The following is a 24933-nucleotide window of genomic DNA, read 5'->3' as shown; positions in this document are numbered from 1 at the left end:
GCCCATGACGACCGAACTCGCCCCCGGCCGCACCGATGCCGCGCCCCCGCCCCGCAGCCCGGGCCGCGCCGCCTTCCGGCTCGCCGTCCCGACCGTGTCCGGGGTGGTGCGGCCCCGTCTGGTGGCGGTGTGCCTGGGCCTCGCCGTCGCGGCCTTCCTGGCGTTCAGCGTGGAGACCGCCGTCGGCGACATCTCCCTCCCGCTCACCGATGTCATGCGGGCACTGGTCGGCGCCGGCGACCCGGGCACCGAGCTCATCGTGCGTGAACTGCGGCTGCCCCGCGCCCTCGCGGGCCTGCTCGTCGGTGTCGCGTTCGGCGTCTCGGGCGCCCTGCTCCAGACCGTGACGCTCAATCCGCTGGCCAGCCCCGACATGATCGGCATCACCCAGGGCGCGGGTACGGCGGTCGTCGCGGGCATCGTCCTCGGCTGGGACGCGGGCCTGAGCACCCAGGCGCTCGGTCTGCTCGGCGCGCTGACCGCGGCCGTCCTGGTGTACGTCCTGGCCTGGAGGCGCGGCACGACCGGGTACCGGATCGTGCTCGTCGGTGTCGGCGTCGCCTGGATCTGCACCAGCGCCACCGACTACCTGCTGGCCCGCGGGCAGCGCTTCCAGGCGCAGGCGGCGCTCGGCTGGCTCGTCGGCAACCTCAACGGCCGCACCTGGCAGCAGATCACCCCGCTCGCGGTGACCCTGGCCCTGCTGTTGCCGGCGGCGCTGCTGCTCGGCCGGCTGACCCGCACGCTCCAACTCGGTGAGGACGTCGCCCGGGGACTGGGCACGCGCGTGCAGGCCGTCCGGGTCGCCGTGCTGCTGATCTCCGTCGGGCTGGCCGCGTTCGGGGCGGCGGCGGCCGGACCGGTCGCGTTCGTCGCGCTCGCCGCCCCCCAGGTCGCCCAGCGGCTGGCCGGCACCTCCTTCCCGCCGCCCCTGACCGCGGGACTCACCGGTGCGGTGATGGTGCTGGTGTCCGATCTGATCGCCCGCAAGCTCGTCCCGGACACGGAACTCCCGGTCGGGATCGTCACCGGTGTGCTCGGCGCCCCGGTACTGCTGTGGCTGCTCGTCCGCGCCAACCGTGCCGGCTCAGGAGGCTGACGACGTGATGGACAACGGTTCCCTCGACGGCCCCGACCTGCGGGCCGAGGGCCTGCGCCTGGCCTACGACGACCGGATCGTCGTCGACGGCCTCGACCTGGTGGTGCCCCGCGGACGCGTCACCGCGATCGTCGGCGCCAACGCCTGCGGCAAGTCCACGCTGCTGCGCGCCCTGGCCCGGCTGCTGACCCCCCGGGCCGGCACCGTCCGTCTCGACGGGCGCTCGGTGCACACCATCCCGACCCGCGCCCTGGCGCAGCGGCTCGGCATCCTGCCGCAGTCACCGGTCGCCCCGGAGGGGCTGACCGTCGTCGACCTGGTGGGGCGCGGCCGGTCACCGCACCAGACGTGGTGGCGGCAGTGGTCGGCGGCCGATGAGGAGGCGGTGCACGACGCCCTGCGGGCGACCGGGATGACCGACCTCGCGCACCGCCCGGTGGACGAACTCTCCGGCGGGCAGCGGCAGCGGGCCTGGATCGCCATGGCGGTCGCCCAGGGCACCCCGGTGATGCTGCTCGACGAGCCCACGACGTATCTCGACCTCGCGCACCAGATCGACGTCCTCGACCTGATCACGGACCTGAACCGGCATCAGGGCCGGACCGTGGTGATGGTGCTGCACGACCTCAACCAGGCCTGCCGGTACGCCGATCACGTCGTCGCCATGAAGGCCGGCCGTATCGTCGGCCAGGGCGCACCCGCGGACGTGGTCACCGCCGCGATGGTGGAGGAGGTCTTCGGGCTGCGGTGCGTGGTGGGCGCCGACCCGGTGAGCGGGACGCCCATGGTCATCCCGATGGGCCGCCACCACGAGGGAGCGGCGGACCAGGCCGCCGTGCCGGTGGCGGGCTCCACCGGCTGACCCGCCGGGACCGGCGCGGCGTCCGGTCCCGGCCGAACCGGCCGTCAGGGGTGCGGCGTCAGATAGCCGCCCATCGAACGGAAGTAGTCCGTCGCGGCGTACTCCGTGCCGTCCTCGGTGCGCAGCCGCTTCACCACCAGACCGGGCAGCCGCCCCGAGCGCGCCTCGGTGCCGGCGACGATCACCACACCGTCCCCCTCGCGAATGAAGATCCGCCCCGGTGTACCCCCGTAACGGCCCTCGGAGACCGCCGCCGACACGATCCGGATGCGTTCGCCCCGGTGGTGCGTGAAGGCGTTGGGGTACGGGTCCGACTGGGCCCGCACCAGCCGCTCCAGGGACTGCGCCGGCCAGGTCCAGTCGATCCGGCTGTCCTCCGGGGACCGCTTGTGGAAGAAGCTCGACCGCGAGCGGTCCTGCGGGGTCCACACGGCCTGTCCGGAGGCGATGAGGTCCAGCGAGTCGGTGACGAGCGGACCGATGAGGTCGACCGTGCGGTGGAACAGGTCCGTCGCGGTGTCCTCGGGGCCCACCGGTACGGCGCGCTGCAACAGGATGTCGCCCGCGTCGAGTTCGGCGTCCATACGGTGCGCGGTGACGCCGACCTGCTGCTCGCCGTTGATGAGTGCCCAGATCAGCGGGGAGAAGCCGGCGTACGACGGCAGCAGCGAGTCGTGCACGTTGAGCGTGCCGTGCGGTGGCAGGTCGAAGATCTCCGGTGGCAGCCAGGTGCGCCAGTTGTTCGCCACGATGATGTCCGGCTCGGCCTCCTTGAGGGCGCGCAGGAGTTCGTCGTCGCCGGGCCGGTTGCGCATCAGCACCGGTACGCCGTGCTCCTGGGCGAGGTCGGCGACCGAGTCGCTCCAGATTCTCTCGTACGCGTGGTCGCTCCTGGGGTGCGTGACGGTGAGAACCACCTCGTGCCGGGAGCCCAACAGGGCCCGCAGCGTCCGATGTCCCCACGTCTGGTAGCCGAACATGACGACCCGCATATGAGTCCTCCTCAGCCATTGCTAGGTAAGGCTTACCTTATCTAGCATGTGCCTGTTTGGGGGAGCCCGTGCACCCACTTCGGGAAAGCTGGGCTCCCCCCTTACGGGAGGCGATGACGCGGTGACCACGCTGCAGAGCGGGCCGGACTCCATTTACGACCTCTTGGGCATCGGCTTCGGCCCATCGAACCTCGCACTCGCCATCGCGCTCCACGAGCGCGCCGCGGCGTCGGCCGGAGCCGACGGGTTCCGTTTCGGATTCCTGGAGAAGCAACCGCGATTCGGGTGGCACCGCGGCATGCTCATCGACGACGCCACGATGCAGGTGTCCTTCCTCAAGGACCTGGTGACGATGCGTGACCCGACCAGCGACTTCAGCTTCCTGTGCTACCTGCGCGAGCAGGGCCGGCTGGTCGACTTCCTCAACCAGAAGACCCTCTTCCCCCTGCGCATCGAGTTCCACGACTACTTCGAGTGGGCGGCCGCCCGCCTCACGCAGCGCGTGGAGTACTCGGCCGAGGTGTGCTCGGTGCGGCCGGTCACCGAGGACGGCGAGGTCCGCTACTTCGACGTCGCCACCAGGGACCCCCGCGCGCCGGGGCGGTCGACCGTCCGCCGCACGCGCAGCATCTGCGTGGCCACCGGCCTGGAGCCGCACCTGCCGCCCGACGCCCTGCTGTCCGAACGCGTCTGGCACAACAGCGAGTTGCTGCCCCGGGTCGACGAAGTCGTCCGCTCCGCCCGGCCGATACGGCGCGCCGTCGTGCTCGGCGCGGGCCAGAGCGCCGCCGAGGCGGTCGACTACCTGCACCGCAGGTTGCCCGACGCGGAGATCTGCTCCGTGTTCGCGAAGTACGGCTACACCCCCGCCGACGACAGCCCGTTCGCCAACCGGATCTTCGACCCCGAGGCCGTGGACCTGTACTACGGGGCGCCGCGCGAGGTGAAGCAGTCGCTGCTCGACTACCACCGCAGCACCAACTACTCGGTGGTCGACGTGGATCTGATCGAGGCGCTGTCGCGCACCATGTACCAGGAGAAGGTCCAGGGCGTGTCCCGGCTGCGGATGCTCAACGTCTCCCGGATCCGGGAGGTCGAGTCCCACGGGGACGAGGTCCGGGTCACCGTGGAGTTCCTGCCGACGGGGGAGCGCGAGGTGCTCGCCGCGGACCTCCTCGTCTACGCCACCGGCTATCAGCCCCAGGGCATCGGCGACAACCTGGGGGAGATCGGCAAGCTCTGCCTGCGCGACGAGGAGGACGCCCTGAAGGTCGGACGCGACCACCGCGTGACGACCGCGCCGAACGTGACCGCCGACATCTACCTCCAGGGCGGCACCGAGCACACCCACGGCCTCACCTCGACCCTGCTGTCCACCACCGCCGTACGGGCCGGGGAGATCTGCTCCTCGGTGCTCGCACGGCATGCCGCGAACACCCTGGAGGCGGAACAGCCCGTCGGCCGGGGGTGACGGTGCGCCGTCTCGCCGCCGGGACACTGCTGCCCGTCGACACGGCACTCGCCGTGGCCCTCGTCGTCCTGCTGCTGGCGGCCACCGCGGTGGCCGCCGGCTTCCGACTGTCGCGTGACGCCTCGCACTCGCGGGCCCGCGAGATCGTGACGGCGGGTGTCCGGGCGCCGGTCCAACTGGGCGTCGTGGCCCTGGTCGTGGGCTGGGCCGTGCGCGACATCCGGGCCCTGTTCGGCTTCCTGCTGCTGATGTCGGCCGTCGCGACCCGCACCGCCGGGCGGCGCGTCACGGCGAACCGGACCTGGTGGTGGGCAGCCGTGCCGATCTGCGTGCCCGTCGCGCCCGTCGTCACCGGGCTGGTGCTGGCCGGGCTGCTGCCCGTGCCCGGCATCGCCGTCGTCCCTGTGTGCGGCATCCTGATCGGCGGCGCGCTGACCGCGACCGTCCTCGCGGGGCGCCGCGCGCTGGACGAGCTCGACCAGCGGCACGGCGAGGTCGAGGCCGGTCTGGCACTCGGCCTGCTGGAACGCGACGCCCGCCTCGAAGTGGCCCGCCCGGCCGCGTCGGACGCCCTCCTGCCCGCCCTCGACCAGACCCGCACCGTCGGCCTCGTCACGCTGCCCGGCGCCTTCGTGGGCATGCTGCTGGCCGGCGCCTCACCGGTGCTCGCCGGTGCCGTGCAGGTCTTCGTGCTGATCGCCCTGCTGGCCGTCGAGACGCTCTCCGTGGCCCTGACGGTGGAACTCGTCGCCCGCCGCCGCCTCCACCGCTGATCCCGGCCGACCGGACGCCGGATCGCCGCACCGTGCGCCATCGCGCTACCGCACCGTCGGATCGGCGCACCGCCGGACCGCGGAAAAGCGGGTTGCCCGCCTCCCGCCCCTTCGGACTAGACTGAGTGTCCAGACATTGGAAATTCAGTCCAGGGCGGTGCGGTGTGGGCGGGCAGGACAGGGAAGCCGAACGGGACGCCATCATCGCGGCGCTCGTCCCCGTCGCCCGCGGTGTCGCGGCGACCTTCGGGCCCGTCTGCGAGGTGGTGCTGCACGACTACCGGCGGCCGGAGAAGTCCGTGGTCGCCGTCGCCGGATCCGTCACCGGCCGAGTGGCGGGCGGGGCGATGAGCGAGATCGGCATGCGTGTCCTCGCCCGCGGCGACGAGGCGGGCGACGAACTGAACTACGTCACCCGGACCGGGGCCGGACAACTGCTCAAGTCGTCCACGATGGTGCTGCGAGACTCAGCCGGCACGGTCTTCGGCGCCCTGTGCGTCAACGTGGACGTGGGCGCGATCCGGCAGGCCCACGCGCTGCTCGGTGCGCTCGCCGGTGAGGGTGAGGGCCACGGCGCCGGCGATCCGGTGACCGCGGCGGCACCGGTCACCACCTTCGGCAACGACCTCGACTCGGTCGTCGAGGCCGTCCTGGACGCCCACCGGGTCGGGCGGCCCCAGCCCTGGGCCGGGCTCGACCGCGCCGGCCGGCTCGACTTCTTCCGCAGCCTCGACGACCACGGGGTGTTCGCGGTGCGCCGCTCGGTCGAGCAGGTCGCCGCCCGCCTCGGCATCTCCCGCGCCTCCGCCTACAGCTACCTCTCCCAGGCGAGAGCCGCCACCGACCCGACGTCCAAGGGGGACGACCAGTGACGACCACCTCTTCGCCCGTCACGCCGGACGACGTCCGCGACGCCGCCGCCCGCCTCGCGGGCATCGCGCACCGCACCCCGGTGCTGCGCTCCCGGACCCTGGACGCCCTGGTCGGCGCCGAGGTCCACCTCAAGTGCGAGAACTTCCAGCGCGCGGGCGCCTTCAAGTTCCGCGGCGCCTACAACACCGCCTCCCGGCTCACCCCCGAGCAGCTCGCGCGGGGCATCGCCGCCTACTCGTCCGGCAACCACGCCCAGGCCGTCGCCCTCGCGGCGCGGGAGCTGGGCACCACCGCGGTGATCGTCATGCCCGAGGACGCGCCGCCCTCCAAGCGCGAGGCCACCGCGGCCTACGGCGCCGAGATCGTCACCTACGACCGGTACACCGAGGACCGTGTCGCCATCGCCGGGGCCCTGGCCGCCGAGCGGGGGCTCACCGTCGTCCCGCCGTACGAGCACCCTCATGTGATCGCCGGTCAGGGCACGGCCGCTCTGGAACTGTTCGAAGAGGTGGGGGAGCTCGACGCGCTGATCGCCCCCGTCGGCGGCGGTGGGCTGATCGCCGGCAGCGCCACGGTGGCCAAGGCGCTGCACCCGGGCATCCAGGTCCTCGGCGTGGAGCCCGAGGCGGGCGACGACACCAAGCGGTCCCTGGAGGCGGGCCGGCGTGTCGCCGTCCCGGTGCCGCGCACCATCGCCGACGGCCAGGCGCTGCACACACCCGGCGAGCTGACCTTCTCCATCAACAGGCGACTGGTCGACGGGATCGAACTGGTCGACGACGACGAGATCCGCGGGGCGATGCGATTCGCCTTCGAGCGGCTGAAGATCGTCGTCGAGCCCAGCGGCGCCACACCGCTGGCCGCGCTGCTCTCCGGTCGCGCCGGTCCCCTGCCGCGCCGCGTCGGCGTCATCGTCTCCGGCGGCAACATCGACGCCGCGCGCTTCGCCGGGCTGTGCGGGGGAGGCGACCGGGACCGGTGAGACCGTTCCCGTCCGTCCCCCGCACGGGCGCCGGCCTCACACGGTGACCACGATCTTCGCGCGCGCGTGCTCGACCTCCAGATGCCGGATGGCCTCGGCCGCCTCGCGCAGCGGATACGTCCGTTCCACGACCGGGGTCACCTTCCCGGAGTCGGCGAGTTCCCGCAGCGCCGCCAGGTTCTCCTTGCTGGGCCTGGCCGGGAGTTCGAGCAGCCGCTGTCCGACGAAGGGAGCCAGCAGGCGACGCTTGAGGAACAGGCCCATCGGGCCGACCAGGCTGCCGCCCTCGTAGAACCCCCCGCCGGACAGGACGAGCGTTCCGCCGGCGGTGAGCGCGCGCCGGAACTCGCCCAGTGAACGGTTGCCCACCAGGTCCAGGACTACGTCGTGGCGCCGTCCGCCGCGGGTGAAGTCCTCGCGCGTGTAGTCGATGACGTGGTCCGCGCCGAGCGAGCGGACCAGATCGACGTTGCGTGTGCTGCACACACCGACGACCTCGGCGCCGTACGCCTTGGCGATCTGCACGGCGAACGTGCCCACCCCGCCCGACGCGCCGTTCACCAGGACGCTGCGACCGGACTCGACCGCCGCCACGTCGCGCAGTCCGATCAGCGCGGTGTTCGCGGCCAGCGGCATGGCCGCCGCCTGCTCGAAGGAGAGACGGGCCGGCTTGTGGTCCACCGCGCCGTTTGGGGCGCACACGTACTCGGCGAAGGCCCCGTCCGCCTCGCCGTACACCTCGTCGCCGGGTTTCAGCCCGTCGACGCCCGCCCCGACCGCTTCCACCACCCCGGCGAAGTCCCGGCCCCGGATCGGGGCCTTCGGCCGCCGGAGCCCGAACGCGGCGCGGGCCAGCTTCGGGTCGCCGTGCATGAAGTGCCAGTCGTAGGCGTTGACCGAGGCCGCGCGCACCCGCACCAGCACTTCACCGGCGGCGGGGACGGGCTGTTCGACCTCTTTGAACTCCAGGACGTCCACCGGGCCGTAGCGGTCCTGAACCACTGCCTTCATCGGAGCCCCCCCTCTGTCGTTCCAGAGCGTAGGTGAGCGGGACGGCCGCGGACATCCGGGAGGAGCCCTACTCCCGCAGAACCATCCCGCCCGTGTCGACCTGCTGCGCTTGCACGATGGAAACCGATCGGTTTACTCTCTTCCGGAAGCGTAAACCGATCGGTTTCCAAGCCGGTCCGAGACCCTGGAGACACCATGACCACCCTCGAAGGCTCCGTGGCCCTGGTCACCGGCGGCAGCCGCGGCATCGGCAAGGCGCTGGTGGAGGCGCTGTACGAGCGCGGCGCGACGAAGGTGTACGCCACCGCCCGTGACCCGCGCACCGTCACGCACCCCGATGCCGTGCCGCTCGCCCTGGAGGTCAGCGACCCGTCCTCGGTGGCGGCGGCCGCCGCGCAGGCGCAGGACGTCACCATCCTGATCAACAACGCGGGCGCCTCGGTGAGCGCGAACTTCCTCGACTCGCCCGTCGAGGACGTCCGCCGCGAGTTCGAGACCAACTTCTACGGGCCCCTTCTGGTCACCCGCGCCTTCGTCCCGATCCTCGAACGCAACGGCGGCGGCCACATCCTCAACGTCCACTCGGTGCTGTCCTGGCTCGGCATAGCCGGCTCCTACAGCGCCTCCAAGGCCGCGTTCTGGTCGCAGAGCAACTCCCTGCGCCTCGACCTCAAGCCGCGCGGCATCGATCTGACCGGACTGCACGTCGGATACGTCGACACGGACATGACCGCCAAGGTCGACGCGCCGAAGTCCACGCCCGAGAGCGTGGCCGCCCAGGCCCTCGACGGCATCGAATCCGGTGCGCTCGAGGTGCTGGCCGACGACGTCACACGCCAGGTGAAGGCGGGGCTGTCGGCCGACCCCGCGGTCCTCTACCCGCAGCTGGCCGCCTGATCAGACCGGCAGCAGACGGCTCACCAGCGCGCTCAGCTGCCGTACGTTGCGGCACTCGTGCATCTCGACCAGGGCCGCGTACAGCGGCGCGGCGGAGTCGCCGGTGCCCCACTGGGAGCGCGGTTCGGGGTTCAGCCAATGCACGCGCCGGGCCTTCCGGGCGATCTGCCGGACGGCCGCCAGGTTCGGGTCGCTCATGTTGGTCCGCGCGTCGCCGAGGACGAACACCGTCGTCCGCGGGCCGGTCGCGGCGCCGTGGCGCTCGGCGAACTCGCCCAGCGCGACGCCGTAGTCGCTGCTGCCGTGCCAGCCCGTGAGCGTCGCCTCGGCCCGGATCCGCGCGCCCAGCGCGTCGGCGTCGGCGGCACCGTGCGTCAGCAGCCCGGTGACCTCGTCGATCCGGTTGACGAAGGCGAACACCCGCACCTTGCTGAACTGGTCGTGCAACGCCTGCACCAGCAGCATCGTGAAGTCCGAGAAGCCGGACACCGAACCCGACACGTCGCACAGCAGCACCAGCTCGGGCCGGACCGGACGGCGCCGGCGCAGCACCGGCCGCATCGGCACACCGCCCGTCGACAGCGAACCGCGCAGGGTGCGCCGCAGGTCGATGCTGCCGCGCGCGGCCCGGCGCCGGCGGGCGGCCAGGCGGGTGGCCAGCTTGCGGGCGAGCGGCTGTACGGCGCGGCGCAGCTCGACGAGTCGGTCCCGGCCGGCGTACAGGAAGTCGACCCGGTCGGCGGTGGGCGGCACGGCCCGCCGGGCGATCTCCTCCCGGCCGCGCCGTTCGGCGACCCTGCGGCGGGCCTCGGCGGCCACCTGCCCGCGGAAGGCCTCGATGCGCCGCCGGATCTCGTCGTCGAGCAGCCGGTCGTCGAAGCCCTCCGTGTCCGACCGGGCCCGCAGGTCGGCGCGGACCCGCGCGAGCAGCGTCTGCGGGCGGATCCGGTCGAGCGTCTGGTACGACGACCAGCCGTCCGACGCGGGGGAGGAACCGTATCCGCCGAAACCGTCCACGGCCTCGGCGGCCAGCCGGTCCAGCAGCGCGAGGTCGCCGTCGGCCAGCGCGGCCGCCAGCCGGTCGCGCAGCCCGTCCCGGTCCGCCGGGCCGTGCTCGGGCGCTCCGACGCCGCGCGGGAAGTACAGGTCGAAGACCTGGTCGAACACCCGCCGCTGGTCCGTGGTGTGCAGCAGCGTCGCCGCCAGCCCCTCGCGCAGCAGTTCGCGGTCGGCGAACTCCAGCGCCTCGAGCGCGCGAGCGGCGTCCACGGTCTCGCCGGTGCCCACGCGCACGCCGTGCCCGCGCAGGGCGCCGACGAACCCGGTGAGCCGTGACGCGGCATCCGGGCCCGGCGCGGTCACCCGGCGTCCAGGTCGAGCTTGGCCGACGCCTTCAGCACGTCGTCCTGGTGCTTCAGGAGCACGCCGAGCGTGTCGCGGACGAGGCCCTCGTCGAGGGTGTCCGCACCGAGTGCGAGCAGCGTGCGCGCCCAGTCGACGGTCTCGGCCACCGACGGCGCCTTCCGCAGGTCCATCGCGCGCAGCGCGCCGACCACCCGGACCACCGACCGGGCCAGTGCCGCGTCGATCCCGGGCACCTTCAGACGGACGATCCGCCGCTCCAGCTCCTCCTCCGGGAAACCGATGTGCAGGAACAGGCAGCGGCGGCGCAGCGCCTCCGAGAGCTCCCGGGTCGCGTTCGAGGTGAGGACGACGAAGGGGCGGCGCGTCGCGGTGATCGTGCCCAGTTCCGGCACGGTGACCTGGAAGTCGCTGAGCACCTCCAGCAGGAGGCCCTCCGCCTCGACGTCCGCCTTGTCGGTCTCGTCGATCAGCAGGACCTTGGGGTCCTCGCCGCGGATCGCGGTCAGCAGCGGACGCGCGAGCAGGAACTCCTCACTGAAGATGTCCGTGCGGGCCTCGTCCCAGCTCTCGCCGCGGCCGGCGCTGATCCGCAGGAGCTGCTTGGCGTGGTTCCACTCGTACAGGGCCCGGGACTCGTCGACCCCCTCGTAGCACTGGAGCCGTACCAGGCGCGCCTGTGCCACCCGCGCGACGGCCTTGGCGAGTTCGGTCTTGCCCACGCCCGCCGGGCCCTCCACGAGGAGCGGCTTGCCGAGCCGGTCGGCGAGGAAGACGGTCGTGGCGACCGCGGGCGACGCCAGATAGCCGGTCTCGGCGAGGCGTGCGGAGACGTCGTCGACGGAAGAGAACAACCGGGCCTCCGGCGGTCGCGGTGAATCGGAACCCACACCTGTCCGAGCGAGCGTGACCTATCTAAGCGCTTGTTCACCCACGTTGTCACGGGGTGCCCCGCGGTACACCGATCGGTTTTCTCTTGCCGTCCGGCGCGGTAGCCTCGCGGTATGACCACGACAGACAAGGTGTCCCCGCGGGAGCGGCTGCTCGACGCGGCGGCGGAGCTGTTCTACCGCGACGGGGTGTCGATCGGCGTCGAGGCGCTGTGCCGGGCCGCGGGTGTCTCGAAGCGGTCGATGTACCAGCTCTTCGACAGCAAGGACGCGGTGCTGGCCGCGAGCCTGGAGCGGCGGCTGCCGGGGTACGAGGCGCGGCTCGCGCCCGGCCCCGGGAGCGGGGACACACCGCGCGAGCGCATCCTGCACGTGTTCGCGCGCCTGGAGGAGGGATCCGGGCAGCCGGACTACTGCGGCTGCCCCTACCTGTCCGCACTCGTCGAGCTCAAGGACCCCGAGCACCCCGCGAGTGTGGTCGCCCGCGCGGCCAAGGAGCGGCTCAAGTCCGCGTTCCGCGCGCAGGCGGAGCTGGGCGGCGCCCCCGATCCGGAGCTGCTGGCCCGCCAGCTGATGCTGGTCTTCGACGGCGCGAGCGCCCGTTCCGGCGCCCGCCTGGAGGAAATCGGCGACGGCCTGGCCACGGCCACGGTGACGGCCCTGCTCGACACGGCGGGCGTGCGCTAGGGACACGGGTCGCGCCTGACGGCCCCGTACGGCGCGGCGCCCATGCGGCCAGGGCCACGGCCGGTGTCGGTGGCACCGGCCGGCCTGATCGCCTCGTGCGGCGCGGCTGTGAGGCGGTCACGGGCCCGCGGTGCCGCCGGTGTCCGCCCGCCGCTCGCAGCCGCCGACGTGACCGCCTCGGTGAGGCGCATCGGCGCCCGTACGCCCCGGCCCCGCGTTCGCCCGCCCCCGCCCCGCGCGGCTCTCACGCGACCTGGGCCCCGCCCTCGCCGGTGCCGGTGGTGCTCGGCGCGTCCGACCGGCCGTCCCCACCCCGCGCGGCTCTCACGCGGTCACGGTCACCGCGGCGCCCGGCGGTGTCCGAACCGCCGGTCGCCTGAGGGCCCGTGCGGCGTGGCTCTCACGCGACCTGGGCCCCGCCCTCGCCGGTGCCGGTGGTGCTCGGCGCGTCCGACCGGCCGTCCCCACCCCGCGCGGCTCTCACGCGGTCACGGTCACCGCGGCGCCCGGCGGTGTCCGAACCGCCGGTCGCCTGAGGGCCCGTGCGGCGTGGCTCTCACGCGACCTGGGCCCCGCTCTCGCCGGTGCCGGTGCCGGTGCTGGTGCCGGTGGGCGCCCGGCGCGTCCGACCGGCCGCCCCCGCCCCGCGCTCACGCATTCACGGCCACCGCCGCCACCGCCGGTGTCCGCAGCATCCGGTGTGCCGTCGTCAGGGTCGTGCCCAGCGTCACCGCCGCCGCGATGCCGACGACCGCCGCCCAGATGCCCACGGCCTGCTGCGGCAGCACTCCGTCCGTGCGCACCACCGTGAACGGGACGATCCCGGCCGCCGCGGCCGGCGTGCCGAGCAGGACGCCGGTCGATGTGAGCAGCAGCCCCTCGGCGGCCACCGTGCGCAGCACCTGCCCCGGCGTCGCCCCCGCGAGGCGCTGCTGCCCGAACTCACGGCCCCGGTACGTCGTCGCCGCGTAGAGCGAGTTGACCAGCATCACGCAGACGAACACCACGACGATGCCGACGACCGTGACGTTGAGCGTCTCCAGGTTCTTCGCGTCGACCGACTTCACCGCGCCGGAGGCGGCGATCGCTTCGCTCTCGACGGACTGCATCGTCAGCGTCGCCGTCGCCACGGCCGTGAACAGCACCAGCGACATCACGATCCCGGCGAGCTGCCCGGCCCGCTCACGGAGGTTCCAGACGGCCAGCCGGCCGCTCGCGCCGCTCAGCGGCGGCAGCCCCGCCGGCATCCGCTTCAGCAGCCGCTGCGCGGGCAGCGCCACCCCCACCGACAGCAGGATCGCCCCGTACGCGGCAGGAGCCATCAGCGCCGCGTTCGTCGCCGGCAGGGCGAACGTCGCGCACACCGATCCGGCCCCGGCGATCAGCGCGGCACAGGCGAAGAACGTCCGGGCGCGGCCCCGCGGCTCCCGCCGGCGCGTCGCCCGCCGCAGGGCGAGCAGGGCCGCGCCGCCGGCGGCGAGCACGGTCACACCGAAGCCCGAGGCCAGCGCGACGGGACCGAAGGAGGCGTCGACCGAAGGGGCCACCTGGCCGCTGTCCCGGAACACCTCCAGCAGCGCCCGTCCGCCCAGCATCGCCGGACCGACCGCCGACGCGGCACCCACCAGCGCCACGGCCACCGCCTCGCCGACGACCATCCACCGGATCTGCGCCGGGGTGGCCCCCGAGCAGCGCAGCAGCTCCAACTCGGCGGTCCGTCCGCGCACCGTGACCGTCAGGGTCGAGGCGACGGCGAAGAACACCAGCAGCGTGCCGTAACCGCCGACCACGCCGGCCGCAGTGGTCAGCGTCTCGCCGCTGACCGGGTCCACGCCGGGCCGAGCGGCCGTGTCGTGCAGCGCGTTGAACGCCATGATGACCGCCGCGCCGAGGAACGCCGCCAGCAGCGTCGCGACGAACCGGCCGGGCCGGTGGCGTACGGAGCGCATCGCCAGAACGAACACCGCTCACACCCCCGCCGGCACGTCGTCGCCGAGATGAGCCAGCCGTTCGGCGACCGCGTCGGGTGTGGGCGCGTCCAGCCGCCCCGCCAGCCGGCCGTCCGCGAGGAACAGCACCGAGTCGGCGTAGGAGGCCGCCAGCGGGTCGTGCGTCACCATCACCACGGTGCGGCCGTGCGTGCGCACCGCCGATCGCAGCAGCCCCAGCACGTCCCGCGCGCCGCGTGAGTCCAGCGCGCCGGTCGGCTCGTCCGCGAAGATCACGCGGGGTTCGGCCACCAGCGCACGGGCGATCGCCACACGCTGGCACTGACCCCCGGAGAGCTGACCCGGACGGTGCCCGAGCCGGTCGCCGAGCCCCAGCGCCGTCAGCACCTCCACGGCCCGCCGGCGGTCCACCCGCTGCCCCGCCAGCCGCAGCGGCAGCACCGTGTTCTGCGCCACGGTGAGGGTGTCCAGCAGGTTGTACTGCTGGAAGACGAAACCCACCCGGCCGCGCCGGAACCTGGTCAGCTCCGACTCACCGGCGCCGGTCACCTCCGTGCCGTCCAGTTGCACGATGCCGCCGTCCGGCCGGTCGAGCCCGGCCGCGCACTGCAACAGTGTCGACTTGCCCGAGCCCGAGGGACCCATCACCGCGGTGAACGTGCCGCGGGCCAGGCCGAGCGTCACGCCGTCCAACGCGGTCACCGCGCCGTCGCCGCTGCCGTGGGTCCGGGTGACCTTGACCATCCGCAGTGCCTGCGCCGCGGGTTCCGAGGGGTGCGAGCGTGGTGAGCGGGTGCGAAACATCGTCATGGCCTCCGTCCGGCACTCCCTGTGCCTCCACCACGAAGCTACGAAGGAGCGCGCCCCGGCACACGGGGCGCAGAACCCGTAACCGGGGTGTAGCCGGCGACACCCGTACGGGCCACCACAACGAGCCGAACGGCGGCCGCGACCGCTGCAATGGACGGGTGACCGCGCCACCGGACGACTGCCTCGCGCGCAACGAATGGATCTGCGGCGACTATCTGAGCAGCCGCCGCGAGATCCTCCTCGACGCCGTGGTCCAGCATGTGCAGCTGACCTCGGTCTCCGTCCTCGTCGGTCTGCTCGTCGCCCTCCCGCTGGCGGTCCTCGGGCGCCGGTGGGGCTGGGCGGCCGGCCCCGTTCTCGCCGTGACGACGATCCTCTACACCATTCCGTCCCTGGCCATGTTCTCGCTGCTCCTGCCGCTGTACGGACTGTCCGCGACGCTGGTCGTGGCGGGCCTGACGCTGTACTCGCTGACCTTGCTGGTGCGCAACATCCTCGCCGGGCTGCGGGCCGTCCCGGAGGACACCCGGCAGGCCGCCCGCGGCATGGGCTACGGCCCCGTCCGGCTGCTGCTCACCGTCGAGCTGCCGCTCGCGCTGCCCGCCGCGATGGCGGGCCTGCGCATCGCCGCCGTCTCCGCGGTCTCCCTGGTCACGGTGGGCGCGATCGTGGGCTTCGGCGGTCTCGGCAATCTGATCTACGCGGGCATGAACACCTACTTCAAGGCGCAGGTGCTGACCGCGTCGGTGCTGTGCGTGGTCATCGCGGTGGCCGCCGATCTGCTGCTGCTGGGCGTCCAGCGGCTGCTCACCCCGTGGACCAGGGCGGCCCGCGGATGACCACGCTGACCGAGGCCTGGGACTGGCTGAGCGATCCCGCCAACTGGTCGGGCACCGACGGCGTCTGGCAGCGGCTCCTGCAACACCTCGTGCTCACCGTCGTCTGCCTGGCCGTCAGCTGTCTGATCGCCCTTCCCGTCGCCCTCGTCCTCGGTCACCTCGGCAGGGGCGGCGCCCTCGCCGTGAACATCTCCAACGTCGGCCGCGCCGTCCCCACCTTCGCGGTTCTGGTCCTGCTGCTGCTGACCCCCGTCGGCCGGTGGGGCGAGGGGCCGACCGTCGTCGCCCTGGTGCTGTTCGCCGTTCCCCCGCTGCTCACCAACGCCTACGTCGGGATGCGCGAGGTCGACCCCAGTACCGTGCGGGCCGCGCGGGGGATGGGGATGACGGGCCGCCAGGTGCTGTTCCGCGTCGAGCTGCCCCTGTCGTTCCCGATGGTGCTGAACGGGGTGCGGATCGCCGCCGTCCAGCTGGTCGCCACCGCGACCATCGCCGCGCTGGCGGGCGGGGGCGGACTCGGCCGGATCATCACGGCCGGTTTCAACCTGGCCAGTACCCCGCAGGTGGTGGCCGGCGCCGTGCTCGTGGCGGCGTTCGCCCTGGTCGTCGAGGCGGTCTTCGAGTGCGCCGAACGTATGGCACCGGCCTGGGCCCGGGGAACGCGATGAGGCGGGGCGCCGTCACGGCCGCCCTGCTGCTCCTGATGACCGGCTGTGCCACGGGCCCGTCCCTGGAGACCCGGGGCGAGGTGACCGGATCGCCCGGCGACAGCCGGCACCTGGTCGTCGGCTCGGCGGGTTTCACCGAGAGCGACCTGCTCGCCCAGATGTACGCGCTGCTGCTGAACCAGGCCGGCTACACCACCTCACTCATCACCGTCGCCAACCGCGAACTGTACGAACCCGCCCTGGAGTCCGGCCAGATCGACGTGGTGCCGGAGTACGCGGCCACCTTCGCCGACTGGCTCAACGCCAAGGTGAACGGGCCCGACGCCCCCACGGTCGGCTCACCGGACCTGGACGCCACGATGAAGGCGCTGCGTCGCCTGGCCACCCCCCGTGGTCTGACCGTCCTCGCCCCGGGCCGGGCCGTCGACCAGAACGCCTTCGCGGTGAGTGCCTCGTACGCCGCGAAACACCACCTGAAGACCCTCAGCGACCTCGGCGCGTCCGGACTGAAGGTGCGACTGGCCGCCGGCGACGAGTGCGTCCGGCGCCCCTACTGCGCGCCGGGGCTGCGGAAGGTCTACGGCATCGACATCACGGCCGTGGACCCCAAGGGCGTCGGCACCACGCAGGCCAAGCAGGCGGTCCAGAGCGGCCAGGACCAGATGGTGCTGACCACCACCACCGACGCCACCCTCGCGGAGTTCGACCTCGTCCTGCTCGCCGACGACAGACACCTCCAGAACGCCGACTACGTCGTCCCGGTCGTCAACCGCTCCCGCGCGGGCGGACCCGGACCCGCGGAGGCCCTCGGCCGGCTCAACGAGGTCCTGACCACCGCCGACCTCGCCGCCATGAACCAGCAGGTCGACAGCTGGCGCCGGCTGCCGCAGGACGTGGCCCGGACCTACCTGGAGGACAAGGGCCTGCTGAAGTGAGCCCGAAGGGCGGGGCCGGCGGAAGCAGGAACCACACGACTAGGGCCTGCTGAACCATGAACCGAACGGCAAGGGCCTGCTGAGGTGAGACCCGCCGGGAGCCCGGGAGCTAGGCGTCCGCCACCGAGTCGAACGCCACCTGCCCGCGCGGCACGCCCAGCGCGTCCGCGTCCACCGAGCGGCGCAGGGCCTCGTGCAGCTTGGCCGGTGTGAGCACGCCGAGGAAGCGGGCGCCGTCCAGGACCGCGACCCAGCCGGCGTCGTGCTGGAGCATCACGCCGAAGGCCTGCTTCAGCGGTGCGCCCACCGGCACCCAGGCGTTCATCCGGTGCGCGCGGTCCACGACCGCGCCGCCCGCGCCGAGCCCGTCGATCCCGACCCAGCCGTGCAGATCGCCGTCCGGGTCCAGCACCACCGCCCAGCGCGCGCGCTGCGCCCGCAGCCGGTCCGCCGCCCGCGCGGCCGGCTCGTCCGGCCGGGCGACCGGCGGCTGCTCCAGGTCACCGGGCTCGATCGTGGTCACCGACAGCCGCTTCAGTCCCCGGTCGGCGCCGACGAACTCCGCGACGTACGGCGAGGCGGGCGTGCCCAGCACCGCCCCCGGCGTGTCGAACTGCTCGATCCGGCCCTGGCCGTACACCGCGATGCGGTCACCGAGCCGGACCGCCTCCTCGATGTCGTGGGTGACCAGCAGCACCGTCTTGCGCACCGCCGCCTGCATGCGCAGGAACTCGTCCTGCAACTGCTCGCGCACCACCGGGTCGACCGCGCCGAACGGCTCGTCCATCAGCAGTACCGGCGGATCGGCCGCCAGCGCCCGCGCCACGCCGACCCGCTGCCGCTGTCCGCCCGACAGCTGGTGCGGATAGCGCGGCCCGTACGTCGCCGGGTCCAGGCCCACCAGATCGAGCAGCTCCGCCGCCCGCGCCCGTGCCTCGGCCCGCTTCCAGCCGATCAGCGAGGGCACGGTGGCGGTGTTGTCCAGGATCGTGCGGTGCGGGAACAGGCCGACCTGCTGGATGACGTAGCCGATCCGCCGCCGCAGGCGCACCGGGTCGACGGCCGCGATGTCCTCGCCGTCGACGAGGATGCGGCCCGAGGTCGGTTCGATGAGCCGGTTGACCATCATCATCGTGGTCGTCTTGCCGCAGCCGGACGGTCCGACGAGCGTGACGAGTTCGCCCTGCGCGACCTCGAAGGACAGGTCGTCCACCGCGGTCGTACCGTCCGGGTAGCGCTTGGTGACCTGTTCGAACCGGATCATGGCCTCACGCTAACGGCGCAGGGACGTCACCGCACCAGAACCACCTCCAGGGTGCGCGGGCCGTGCACGCCCTCGACCCGGTCGAGTTCGATGTCGCTGGTCGCCGAGGGCCCGGAGATCCAGGTCAGCGGGCGGGCCGGAGCCAGCCGTTCCAGGGCCACGGGGACGGACGGGACGACCTGGTCGGGGACCCGTACGACACAGATGTGGTGGTCGGGGACCAGCGTGATGCGGCGGCGGCCCTGGTCCGGGCTGCCGTCCAGCACGATCGTGCCGGTCTCGGCGACGGCCACCGCGCACCCCGTCACCACGCTGTCCACCCGGTCGAGCGCGTGCGGCGTGTCGTCCGCGCGATCGTCGACGCGGGTCGTCGCCACGCCGGCGAGCCAGGACTCCGGCAGCCCCGGCGGCACCAGCACACTGCGCGACCCCCGCAGCTCCAGCAGCCGTCCGAGCGTGCCGGGCAGCTCGTCCAGGGCGCAGCGGTGCACGATCGCCCGGTAGTCCGCCAGGTTCTCGGCGAGCAGGTCCACCGTCCCCTCGACACCCAGGTCCGCGTGCCGGCGCAGATAGCCGCGCGCGATCGCCTGCTCGTACGGCGTGTCGTCGTCCGGTGCGGTCGCCAGCGCGCGCCGCACCCGGCCCAGAACGCGTTCCCTGCCGCTCACTTCGTGTCCCTTCCGCCGTTCGTGCGCCGCCACCAGTCCCGGAACGGTTCCGCCGGCACCGGCGGCAGGTCGCGGCTGTCGCTCCAGGCCCGGCCGGGGCCCGGCAGGGTGCGCGGGTGGAAGCGGCGGGTGCGGGAGACGAGCCGCTGCCCGGTGCGCAGGGCTCCCGGACGGGTCAGCGCCCAGAGCGCCGCCCGCATCGCGGCCCGCTCGGCCGCGTGGCCCTTCGCGGGCTTGAGCACCGCCTTGTTGCCCTCGCGCGTCACCGGACCGCCCTGGACCACCCGCTCCCGCAGATGCACCAGCACCTCGGGGATGTCGATGGCCACCGGGCACACCTCGTAGCAGGCGCCGCACAGCGAGGAGGCGTACGGCAGCGAGGCGTCGATCTCGCTCGCGGTGCCGCGCAGCTGGGGGCTGAGGATCGCGCCGATCGGGCCGGGGTAGACCGAGCCGTAGGCATGGCCGCCCGCCCGCTCGTACACCGGGCACACGTTCAGGCAGGCCGAGCAGCGGATGCAGCGCAGGGCCTGACGGCCGACGTCGTCGGCGAGGGTGTCGGTGCGGCCGTTGTCGAGGAGGACCAGGTGGAAGACGCGCGGGCCGTCCGCCGTCTCGGCGTCCGTGGTGCCCGTCCACATGCTGGTGTACGGGTTCATGCGCTCGGCCGTCGAGGAGCGCGGCAGCGTCTGGAGGAACACCTCCAGGTCCCGCCAGGTCGGTACGACCTTCTCGATGCCGACGACCGAGATCAGCGTCTCGGGCAGGGTCAGGCACATCCGGCCGTTGCCCTCGGACTCCACGACCACCAGGGTGCCCGTCTCCGCGACCATGAAGTTGGCCCCGGAGATGCCCACCTTCGCGCGCAGGAACTTCTCCCGCAGATGCAGCCGTGCCGCCTCGGCGAGTTCGGCGGGCGTGTCGGTCAGGCCCTCGGGCGCCGGGCGGCCCCACTCGCGCATCTCGCGGGTGAAGATCTCCCGGATCTCGCCCCGGTTGCGGTGGATCGCGGGGACCAGGATGTGCGAGGGCCGGTCGTCGCCCAACTGCACGATCAGTTCCGCGAGGTCGGTCTCGTAGGCGTGGATGCCCTCTTCGAGGAGCGCCTCGTTCAGGCCGATCTCCTGGGTGGCCATCGACTTGACCTTGACGACCTCGGTCTCGCCGGTCGCCTTCACCAGACCGGCCACGATGCGGTTGGCCTCGTCGGCGTCGGCGGCCCAGTGGACGGTGCCGCCGGCCGCCGTGACCGCCTCCTCCAGCTGCACCAGGTAGCGGTCGAGATGACGCAGCGTGTGGTCCTTGATCCGCCGCCCCGCCTCCCGCAGTTCGGCCCAGTCAGCGAGCTCGGCGACGGCCTTCGCCCGCTTGGCGCGGATGGTGTGCGTGGCGTGGCGCAGATTGCCGCGCAGGGTGGGATTGCGCACCGCCTCGTGCGCCGCCGCGGGAAAGGCCGGCATGCCGACGAACGTTCCGCTCATGAGGCGGGTTCCTCCTCCGTGCTCGCCAGGATCTCCGCGATGTGCACCGGCCGCATCCCCGTCCGGAGCCGGGCCATCGTGCCGCCGATGTGCATCAGGCACGAGTTGTCGGCCGCGCACAGCACCTCCGCGCCCGTCGACTCGGCGTTGCGCACCTTGTCGGTGCCCATCGCCGCCGACACGTCGGGGTTCTTCAGCGCGAACGTGCCGCCGAACCCGCAGCACTCCTCGGCGCCCGGCAACTCGGCCAGTTCGAGCCCCCGCACGGCCTCCAGCAGCCGCCGGGGACGGTCCCCGAGGCCCAGTCCGCGCAGCCCGTGACAGGTCGGGTGGTAGGTCACCCGGTGCGGGTAGTACGCGCCGACGTCGGTCACGTCGAGCACATCGACCAGGAACTCGGTGAGTTCGTACGTCTTGGGGACCACGGACGCCACCGCGGTCGCCAGCGATCCGCCGCGTCCCTCGGCACGCGCCCGCTCGCCCATCCGCGGATACAGCTCCCGCACCATCGCCCCGCACGACCCGGACGGCGTCACGATCGCCTCGTACTCGCCGAAGACATCGGAGAAATGCCGGGCCAGCGGCTCCGCCTCATGCCGGTAACCGGTGTTGTAGTGGGCTTGTCCGCAACAGGTCTGCGCCATCGGGAAGTCGACCTCGACACCCAGTCTGGTCAGCAGTTTCACCATGGCGCGCCCGGTGTCCGGATAGAGCGTGTCGTTGACGCAGGTCAGGAACAGAGCGACACGCATCGCGGCTCCTTGTGTGTCGGTCATCGGATGAGTGCAGGGTAGTGCGGTGGGCGTGGCCGGGGGAGACCCCCGCTCACGGTCCGGCCAGCCGGGCCTCGGCCGCCCGCCACGGGTCGGTGCCGCCGCGCGGCTCGTAGCGGGTGAGGGGTTGCGTACGGGTGAGCAGCCGCCGCATGTCCGCCCGGTCGCCGACGAGCCCGTGCGTGCGCGCCTGCACCAGCACGTTGCCCAGCGCGGCGGCCTCGGTCGGGCCCGCCACCACCGGCAGCCCGCAGGCGTCGGCGGTCAGCTGGCACAGCAGCGAGTTGCGCACCCCGCCGCCGACCACGTGCACGACGTCGACCGGGTGGCCGGCCAGCCGCTGCGCGTCCCGGACCGCCCGCCGGTGGGCCAGGGCGAGCGAGTCCAGGATGCAGCGGGTGATCTCGGCGGGGGACCCGGGCACCGGCTGCCCCGAGGCGCGGCACGCCTCGGCGATCCGCTCGGGCATCCGCCCCGGCGCGAGGAACGCGGCGTCACCCGCGTCCACCACCGACCGCAGCGCCGGCACCTCGGCCGCCGCGTGCAGCAGGTCACCGAGATCGTGCTCCCCCCAGGCCCGTACGCACTCCTGGAGCAGCCACAGGCCCATGATGTTGCGCAGATACCGGACCGTGCCGTCCAGCCCCAGCTCATTGGTGAAGTTGGCGGCCCGGCTCTCCTCGGTGAGCACCGGCGCGTCCAGTTCGAGGCCGGCCAGCGACCAGGTGCCGGTGCAGATGTAGGCGAAGCGTTCGTCGCCGGCCGGTACGGCGGCCACCGCGGACGCGGTGTCGTGCGAGGCGACCGCCGTGACCGGAACGGGACCGGTCAGTCCGGTCTCCTCCAGCACCTCGGGCCGCAGCTCGCCCGCCGGGTCGCCCGGCCGGCGCAGCGGCGCGAACAGGTCCAGGTCGATGCCGAGCCGGCCCGCCAGGTCGTACGCCCAGTCCCGGGTCCCGGGGTCGACGAGCTGGGTCGTGGAGGCGTTGGTCAGCTCGGTGCCCTGCCGTCCGGTGAGCCAGTACGACAGCAGGTCCGGAAGCATCAACAGGCGCCGGGCGTAAGCGAGTTGGGCGGTGGAGCGGGCGGCGGTCAGCTGGTACAGCGTGTTGAAGGGCGCGTACTGCAACCCGGTCGCCGCGTACAGCTCACCGGCCGGCACGGTGGCCAGGACGGACTCCGCGACCCCCTCGGTCCGCGGGTCGCGGTAGTGCACCGGGTTGCCGAGCAGCGCTCCGTCCGCGTCCAGCAGTCCGTAGTCCACGGCCCAGCTGTCGATGCCGACCGAGTCGACCTGCCCGGCCGCCCGCAGCCCGTCCAGCACACCGGCGTACAGCGCCAGCACGTCCCAGCGCAGGCCCTCCGGCACCCGCACGGGCCGGTTGGCGAAGCGGTGCGCCTCGGTCAGTTTCAGTTCGTGCCGGCCGACGCGGCCGACCATGACACGCCCGCTGGACGCGCCCAGGTCGACCGCGGCGTACGCCCTCATGCCCGGAGTCATCGCAGGAAGGCCGCGGCGACGCCGGCGTCGACCGGGACGTGCAGACCGGTGGTGTGACTCAACTCGCCGCCGGTCAGCGCGAACACGGCGTTCGCGACATGCTCCGGCAGCACCTCGCGCTTGAGGATCGTGCGCTGGGCGTAGAACTCCCCGAGCTTCTCCTCCGGCACGCCGTACACCGCGGCCCGCTGCGCTCCCCAGCCGCCCGCGAAGATTCCCGAACCGCGCACCACACCGTCCGGGTTCACCCCGTTGACCCGGATGCCGTGCTCGCCCAGCTCGGCCGCCAGCAGCCGGACCTGATGGGCCTGGTCGGCCTTGGTCGCCGAGTACGCGATGTTGTTCGGCCCGGCGAAGACGGCGTTCTTCGACGCGATGTACACGATGTCGCCGCCGAGCCCCTGAGCGATCATCGTCCGGGCCGCCTCCCGGGAGACCAGGAAGGAGCCGCGCGCCATGATGTCGTGCTGGAGGTCCCAGTCCTCGGCCGACGTCTCCAGCAGTGGCCTGGAGACGGAGATCCCGGCGTTGTTGACCACCAGGTCGACCCCGCCGAAGGCCAGCGCGGCGGCCTTGAAGGCCTCGGCGATCTGCTCCTCCGAGGTGACGTCGACGGTGACGGCGACGGCCCGGTCGGGTCCGCCCAGTTCCTCCGCCACCGCGGCGGCGTTCTCGGCGTTCAGGTCGGCGACCACGACGCAGGCGCCCTCGGCCACCAGCCGGCCCGCGATGGCCTTCCCGATGCCGCTGCCCGCCCCGGTCACCAGCGCCACCCGCGTCGCCAGCGCCTTGGGGCGCGGCATCCGCTGCAGCTTGGCCTCCTCCAGCGCCCAGTACTCGATGCGGAACTTCTCCGACTCCTCGATCGGCGCGTACGCCGAGACGGCCTCGGCGCCCCGCATCACGTTGACGGCGTTGACGTAGAACTCGCCCGCGACCCGGGCGGTCTGCTTGTCCTTGCCGAAGCTGAACATGCCCACGCCCGGCACGAGCACGATCGCCGGGTCGGCGCCGCGCATCGCCGGGGAGTCGGGTCCGGCGTGCCGCGTGTAGTAGGCGGCGTACTCCTCGCGGTAGGCGGCGTGCAGTTCCTTCAGGCGGGCGATCGCCTCGTCCAGCGGGGCCGTCGGCGGCAGGTCGAGGACGAGGGGGCGGACCTTGGTGCGCAGGAAGTGGTCGGGGCAGGAGGTGCCGAGCGCGGCGAGCCGCGGATGCTCCGCCCGGGCCAGGAAGTCCAGCACCACGTCCGTGTCGGTGAAGTGCCCGACCTGCGCCCGGTCCTGGGAGGCCACCGCCCGGACGTAGGGGGCCAGTGCCGCCGCCCGCTCCCGCCGCTCGGCCCCGGGCAGCGCCTCGTAGCCCTCGACGACCGGTCCGAAGGGTTCGGGCCGGCCGCGCTCGGCGAGAAACGCCTCCGCGGTGCCGATGATGTGCAGCGAGTTGCGTTCGCACTCCTCGGCGGTGTCGCCCCAGGCGGTGATGCCGTGACCGCCCAGGATCACGCCGACGGCCTGCGGGTTGGCCGCCTTGACCGCCGCGATGTCCAGCCCGAGCTGGAAGCCGGGCCGGCGCCACGGCACCCACACCACGCTGTCGCCGAAGCACTCGGCGGTCAGTTTCTCGCCGTCGGCGGCGCAGGCCAGCGCGATTCCGGAGTCGGGGTGCAGGTGGTCGACGTGCGCGGCGTCGACCAGACCGTGCATGGCGGTGTCGATGGACGGCGCGGCGCCGCCCTTGCCGTGCAGGCAGTAGTCGAAGGCGGCGACCATCTCGTCCTCCCGGTCGACCCCGGGGTAGACGTCGCACAGTGCGCGCAGCCGGTCGAGCCGCAGTACGGCCAGGCCCGCCTCGGTCAGTGTGCCGAGGTCGCCGCCGGATCCCTTGACCCACATCAGCTCCACGTCGCCGCCGGTCACGGGATCGGTGTCGGTGCCCTTCGCGGAGGCGTTGCCGCCGGCGTAGTTGGTGTTGCGGGGGTCGGAGCCGAGCCGGTGCGACCGCGCCAGGAGGGCGGCGGCCTCGGGGTGGGGTGCCATGAACATTCAGTCCTTACGTGGGAGAGGGGGAAGGCCTGGGTCGGGGGCGGGGAGCGGGGGTGGGTGACGTATCAGGGGCGCCGGGAGCCGCGCGGCCGGCCACATCCGGC

The 24933-nt window shown here is 73.2% G+C and carries 23 protein-coding genes; 11 read left to right on the top strand and 12 right to left on the bottom strand.

Annotated elements, in window-relative coordinates; translation table 11 throughout:
- The first annotated feature begins 4 nt into the window (after positions 1 to 4).
- Positions 5 to 1099 carry a FecCD family ABC transporter permease gene (locus DN051_RS06375; protein ID WP_053760604.1) on the top strand — a complete coding sequence of 365 codons (1095 nt, stop codon included), beginning with the start codon at positions 5 to 7 and terminating at the stop codon, positions 1097 to 1099.
- A 7-nt stretch (positions 1100 to 1106) separates the two neighbouring features.
- Positions 1107 to 1961 (top strand): ABC transporter ATP-binding protein, encoded by an 855-nt coding sequence (locus DN051_RS06370; RefSeq protein ID WP_053760605.1) that lies wholly within the window; start codon positions 1107 to 1109, stop codon positions 1959 to 1961.
- 44 nt (positions 1962 to 2005) lie between these two features.
- Here DN051_RS06370 and DN051_RS06365 read toward each other — a convergent pair whose 3' ends face one another.
- A complete protein-coding gene (locus tag DN051_RS06365) occupies positions 2006 to 2953 on the bottom strand; it encodes a methionyl-tRNA formyltransferase (RefSeq protein WP_112438189.1) in 948 nt (315 codons plus the stop codon).
- 121 nt (positions 2954 to 3074) lie between these two features.
- Here DN051_RS06365 and DN051_RS06360 point away from each other — a divergent pair, with 121 nt between their 5' ends.
- The 4 genes from DN051_RS06360 to DN051_RS06345 all read left to right on the top strand — a co-directional run bounded on the left by DN051_RS06360 (position 3075) and on the right by DN051_RS06345 (position 7052).
- A complete protein-coding gene (locus DN051_RS06360) occupies positions 3075 to 4424 on the top strand; it encodes a lysine N(6)-hydroxylase/L-ornithine N(5)-oxygenase family protein (RefSeq protein WP_053760607.1) in 1350 nt (449 codons plus the stop codon).
- Positions 4425 to 4426: 2 nt separating this feature from the next.
- On the top strand, positions 4427 to 5197 hold the full coding sequence (locus DN051_RS06355) for an ABC transporter permease (RefSeq protein ID WP_112442095.1): 771 nt from the start codon (positions 4427 to 4429) through the stop codon (positions 5195 to 5197).
- Between the two features lie 164 nt (positions 5198 to 5361).
- Positions 5362 to 6069 carry a helix-turn-helix transcriptional regulator gene (locus DN051_RS06350; RefSeq protein WP_053760608.1) on the top strand — a complete coding sequence of 236 codons (708 nt, stop codon included), beginning with the start codon at positions 5362 to 5364 and terminating at the stop codon, positions 6067 to 6069.
- Positions 6066 to 7052: a pyridoxal-phosphate dependent enzyme gene (locus DN051_RS06345; RefSeq protein WP_112438188.1), complete on the top strand. Its 987-nt coding sequence runs from the start codon at positions 6066 to 6068 to the stop codon at positions 7050 to 7052. The genes DN051_RS06350 and DN051_RS06345 overlap by 4 nt, the downstream gene beginning before the upstream one ends.
- A gap of 36 nt (positions 7053 to 7088) precedes the next feature.
- Here the strand turns inward: DN051_RS06345 and DN051_RS06340 are convergent, their stop codons facing one another.
- Complete coding sequence (locus DN051_RS06340; protein WP_053760610.1) at positions 7089 to 8063, bottom strand: NAD(P)-dependent alcohol dehydrogenase; 975 nt, start codon at positions 8061 to 8063, stop codon at positions 7089 to 7091.
- 195 nt (positions 8064 to 8258) lie between these two features.
- Between DN051_RS06340 and DN051_RS06335 the strand changes: the two genes are divergently transcribed.
- Positions 8259 to 8960, top strand: coding sequence for an SDR family oxidoreductase (locus tag DN051_RS06335; protein WP_053760611.1), 702 nt, complete (start codon positions 8259 to 8261; stop codon positions 8958 to 8960).
- Here DN051_RS06335 and DN051_RS06330 read toward each other — a convergent pair whose 3' ends face one another.
- Positions 8961 to 10322, bottom strand: a complete 1362-nt coding sequence (locus tag DN051_RS06330) for a VWA domain-containing protein (RefSeq protein WP_112438187.1) — start codon at positions 10320 to 10322, stop codon at positions 8961 to 8963.
- Positions 10319 to 11176, bottom strand: coding sequence for an AAA family ATPase (locus DN051_RS06325; RefSeq protein ID WP_112438186.1), 858 nt, complete (start codon positions 11174 to 11176; stop codon positions 10319 to 10321). The genes DN051_RS06330 and DN051_RS06325 overlap by 4 nt, the downstream gene beginning before the upstream one ends.
- Before the next feature lie 150 nt (positions 11177 to 11326).
- On the opposite strand from DN051_RS06325, the gene DN051_RS06320 reads away from it, so the two are divergent.
- Positions 11327 to 11899, top strand: a complete 573-nt coding sequence (locus DN051_RS06320; protein WP_053760614.1) for a TetR/AcrR family transcriptional regulator — start codon at positions 11327 to 11329, stop codon at positions 11897 to 11899.
- 650 nt (positions 11900 to 12549) lie between these two features.
- Here DN051_RS06320 and DN051_RS06315 read toward each other — a convergent pair.
- Entirely contained in the window at positions 12550 to 13863 is a 1314-nt protein-coding gene (locus DN051_RS06315; protein ID WP_053757131.1) for an FtsX-like permease family protein, read from the bottom strand.
- Positions 13864 to 13866: 3 nt separating this feature from the next.
- Positions 13867 to 14658, bottom strand: a complete 792-nt coding sequence (locus tag DN051_RS06310) for an ABC transporter ATP-binding protein (protein WP_053757130.1) — start codon at positions 14656 to 14658, stop codon at positions 13867 to 13869.
- A gap of 158 nt (positions 14659 to 14816) precedes the next feature.
- Between DN051_RS06310 and DN051_RS06305 the strand changes: the two genes are divergently transcribed.
- The 3 genes from DN051_RS06305 to DN051_RS06295 are packed head-to-tail and all read left to right on the top strand — an operon-like array spanning position 14817 to position 17100.
- On the top strand, positions 14817 to 15497 hold the full coding sequence (locus DN051_RS06305) for an ABC transporter permease (RefSeq protein WP_053757129.1): 681 nt from the start codon (positions 14817 to 14819) through the stop codon (positions 15495 to 15497).
- Positions 15494 to 16165: an ABC transporter permease gene (locus DN051_RS06300; RefSeq protein ID WP_053757128.1), complete on the top strand. Its 672-nt coding sequence runs from the start codon at positions 15494 to 15496 to the stop codon at positions 16163 to 16165. Before DN051_RS06305 ends, DN051_RS06300 begins: the two co-directional genes overlap by 4 nt.
- On the top strand, positions 16162 to 17100 hold the full coding sequence (locus DN051_RS06295) for an ABC transporter substrate-binding protein (protein WP_112438185.1): 939 nt from the start codon (positions 16162 to 16164) through the stop codon (positions 17098 to 17100). Before DN051_RS06300 ends, DN051_RS06295 begins: the two co-directional genes overlap by 4 nt.
- 109 nt (positions 17101 to 17209) lie before the next feature.
- On the opposite strand, the gene DN051_RS06290 is transcribed toward DN051_RS06295, so the two are convergent.
- The 6 genes from DN051_RS06290 to DN051_RS06265 all read right to left on the bottom strand — a co-directional run bounded on the left by DN051_RS06290 (position 17210) and on the right by DN051_RS06265 (position 24823).
- Positions 17210 to 18364, bottom strand: coding sequence for an ABC transporter ATP-binding protein (locus tag DN051_RS06290; protein WP_112438184.1), 1155 nt, complete (start codon positions 18362 to 18364; stop codon positions 17210 to 17212).
- A 26-nt stretch (positions 18365 to 18390) separates the two neighbouring features.
- On the bottom strand, positions 18391 to 19032 hold the full coding sequence (locus DN051_RS06285; protein WP_112442093.1) for a LutC/YkgG family protein: 642 nt from the start codon (positions 19030 to 19032) through the stop codon (positions 18391 to 18393).
- On the bottom strand, positions 19029 to 20513 hold the full coding sequence (locus DN051_RS06280; protein ID WP_053757125.1) for a LutB/LldF family L-lactate oxidation iron-sulfur protein: 1485 nt from the start codon (positions 20511 to 20513) through the stop codon (positions 19029 to 19031). Before DN051_RS06280 ends, DN051_RS06285 begins: the two co-directional genes overlap by 4 nt.
- Positions 20510 to 21265, bottom strand: a complete 756-nt coding sequence (locus DN051_RS06275) for a (Fe-S)-binding protein (RefSeq protein ID WP_053757124.1) — start codon at positions 21263 to 21265, stop codon at positions 20510 to 20512. Before DN051_RS06275 ends, DN051_RS06280 begins: the two co-directional genes overlap by 4 nt.
- A gap of 73 nt (positions 21266 to 21338) precedes the next feature.
- The gene (locus tag DN051_RS06270; protein WP_112438183.1) at positions 21339 to 22775 is read right to left on the bottom strand and encodes a rhamnulokinase; all 1437 of its coding nucleotides are present in this window, start codon (positions 22773 to 22775) and stop codon (positions 21339 to 21341) included.
- A gap of 8 nt (positions 22776 to 22783) precedes the next feature.
- A complete protein-coding gene (locus DN051_RS06265) occupies positions 22784 to 24823 on the bottom strand; it encodes a bifunctional aldolase/short-chain dehydrogenase (protein WP_112442091.1) in 2040 nt (679 codons plus the stop codon).
- Between the last annotated feature and the right edge of the window lie 110 nt (positions 24824 to 24933).

This window comes from Streptomyces cadmiisoli, assembly GCF_003261055.1.
GTDB classification, from domain to species: Bacteria; Actinomycetota; Actinomycetes; order Streptomycetales; family Streptomycetaceae; genus Streptomyces; species Streptomyces cadmiisoli.
This window is presented reverse-complemented; position numbering and strand designations above follow the sequence as displayed.